Origin of the sequence: Caballeronia sp., from assembly GCF_049581465.1 — a bacterium.
Lineage (GTDB): Bacteria > Pseudomonadota > Gammaproteobacteria > Burkholderiales > Burkholderiaceae > Caballeronia.
The window spans coordinates 1-2341 of record NZ_JBAUSA010000193.1 but is presented as its reverse complement, the minus strand read 5'-3'; the positions used below and the strand labels follow the sequence as shown (position 1 = coordinate 2341).

The following is a 2341-nucleotide window of genomic DNA, read 5'->3' as shown; positions in this document are numbered from 1 at the left end:
CGGCTGCACCGACCGCTTGCCGCGCGCGTGCCCGTAGATGGGGTCCCCGAGCAACGGATGCCGGATGTGCGCGCAATGCACGCGAATCTGGTGCGTGCGGCCCGTTTCCAGATCGCAATGAATCGCCGAAACGGGCTGGTTGTTCCACATCGCCCGGTCGATGGTGCGGTAATGCGTGCGGGCATATTTGCCCGATGCACTCTCCACCACCGCCATGCGCGTGCGGTCGCGCGTATCGCGGCCAATCGGGGCGTCGATGGTGCCCTCATCCGGCATCGTCCCCCACACCAAGGCGACGTAGCGCCGCTTCACCGTGCGTGCCTGCAACTGGCGCGTGAGGATGGTCTGTGCTTCGAGCGTGCGCGCAACGACCATCAAGCCGGAAGTCTCCTTATCCAGCCGATGCACGATCCCCGCGCGCGGCAGGCCGGCAGCCGCATCGCCGTATCGGTACAGCAGGCCGTTGAGCAGCGTGCCGCTCCAGTTTCCGGCTGCCGGATGCACAACCATGCCCGCAGGCTTGTTGATGACGACGAGCGCGTCGTCTTCGTAGACGATCTCAAGCGGCACCGGTTCGGGCGTGAACGCGAGCTGCTCGGGCAGCAGGTCGGGGATCAGCGTGATCGTGGCGCCCAGCGGCACCGGCTGGCGAATCTTCGCGGGTGCGCCGTCCACGACCACCCGCTGCGCGTCGATCCAGGTTTGCAGGCGGCTGCGCGAGAACTCGGGAAACAGCCGCGCCATGACCTTGTCAAGGCGCTCGCCGGCGTATTCGTCAGGAACAACAATGGTCCGCGGTGTTTCGGCATCCGCGCGACGCGCGTGCAGGTTCGTCGGGACGGTGCTCGCGACGCTGTCCGCAGGCTCGGCGGCTTGCGCCGGCCGTTCGGTCAATTCGTCCGGACGTGCGTCGTCGGCCGATGCGCTTGGGCTATAATCTTTGCTGCGATCTTTGGTACGACTTGTACTTGAGCGGGTCATTTAGACTGAAAGCTGGGAAGTTGCCAGAAAGTTAGCCAGAAAGGCATGAGCTAGAAAATGCAAGCACTGATGCGAGCCGTAAATCAAGCTTTGAGAACTATTTTGAAACCCGTTCGCCGGTCGCACCGGCTGCTGTCCCGTTCATTACCCCGGTCTTTGACGATGGCGGCGACCGTTTCGTTCGTCGCACTTGTGGCGGGCTGTCATGGCTTGCCGGAGAAGACGGACGAGACAGCAACGTGGAATAACGCGAAATTATACTCGGAGGCACAGGATTCTCTGACAGGCGGTGACTTCGGCAAGTGCGCGAAGTACTTCGAGAGCCTGGAAGGTCGTGATCCGTTCGGCCATTTCGCCCAGCAAGCGCAGATCAACGTGGCGTATTGCAACTGGAAAGACGGCGAAACCGCTTCGGCGGATGCAGCCATCGACCGGTTCATCAAGCTGCACCCGGATCATCCGGAGATCGCCTACGCGTACTACCTCAAGGGCATGATCCACTTCAACGACGATCTCGGTTTGTTCGGCCGTTTCTCTGGCCAGGACATGAGCGAACGCGATCCGAAGTCGCTGCGCGAGTCGTATGACGCGTTCAAGATCGTGGTCGACCGGTTTCCGCAAAGCAAGTACGCGCCGGACGCCGCGCAACGCATGCGTTACATCGTGAACGCACTCGCTTCGCACGAAGTCCACGCGGCCGACTACTACTATCGCCGGGGCGCTTATGTGGCCGCCATCAACCGTGCGCAACTGGCGATTCGCGAATACCGGAATGCACCGGCAACTGAAGATGCGCTGCATATCATGATGCTGTCGTACGTCCAGCTTGACCAACCGCAAATGGCAGACGACACGAAGCGCGTGCTGGCCGCGACCTTCCCCGATAGCCCGTACGTGACCGGCAAGAGCCGCCCAAATGCGGAAAAGTCGTGGTGGCAGATTTGGTAATCCAGTCTTTTAGCGACTGGGCATGAAACAAAAAACCCGGCTTTGTCGCCGGGTTTTTTGTTTGTACCGCGCAGTGTCACGGGGGTTACGCGCGTTGTTACGTCACGCATCAGAGTCGGCAGCCACCGTTTCAGGATCGGAGAAAAACGCCCGCACGACTTCGAGCTCACGCGTGCGTCTGAACGGCGGCAGGCTCTGCCAGATCCTCCGGCCGTAGGGTTTGTCGACGAGACGCGTATCGCAGATCATGAGCACACCACGGTCCGTTTCCGCACGGATCAACCGTCCAGCGCCCTGCTTGAGCGTAATCACGGCTTGCGGCAACTGGTGCACGGCAAACGGGCTCAAGCCCCTCTTCGTCAGCGCATCGAGCCGTGCCGACAATACGGGATCGTCAGGCGGCGCGAACGGC

At 61.6% G+C, this 2341-nt stretch carries 3 protein-coding genes; 1 reads left to right on the top strand and 2 read right to left on the bottom strand.

What is annotated here, in order from left to right; all coding sequences use genetic code 11:
* The coding region (locus WCA53_RS04825) for an RluA family pseudouridine synthase (protein ID WP_423906183.1) at positions 1-981 on the bottom strand (981 nt) is incomplete at its 3' end.
* Between the two features lie 162 nt (positions 982-1143).
* Here WCA53_RS04825 and WCA53_RS04820 point away from each other — a divergent pair.
* Positions 1144-1929, top strand: coding sequence for an outer membrane protein assembly factor BamD (locus WCA53_RS04820; protein WP_423906180.1), 786 nt, complete (start codon positions 1144-1146; stop codon positions 1927-1929).
* A 102-nt stretch (positions 1930-2031) separates the two neighbouring features.
* Here the strand turns inward: WCA53_RS04820 and WCA53_RS04815 are convergent.
* The coding region (locus tag WCA53_RS04815) for a helicase C-terminal domain-containing protein (protein ID WP_423906177.1) at positions 2032-2341 on the bottom strand (310 nt) is incomplete at its 5' end.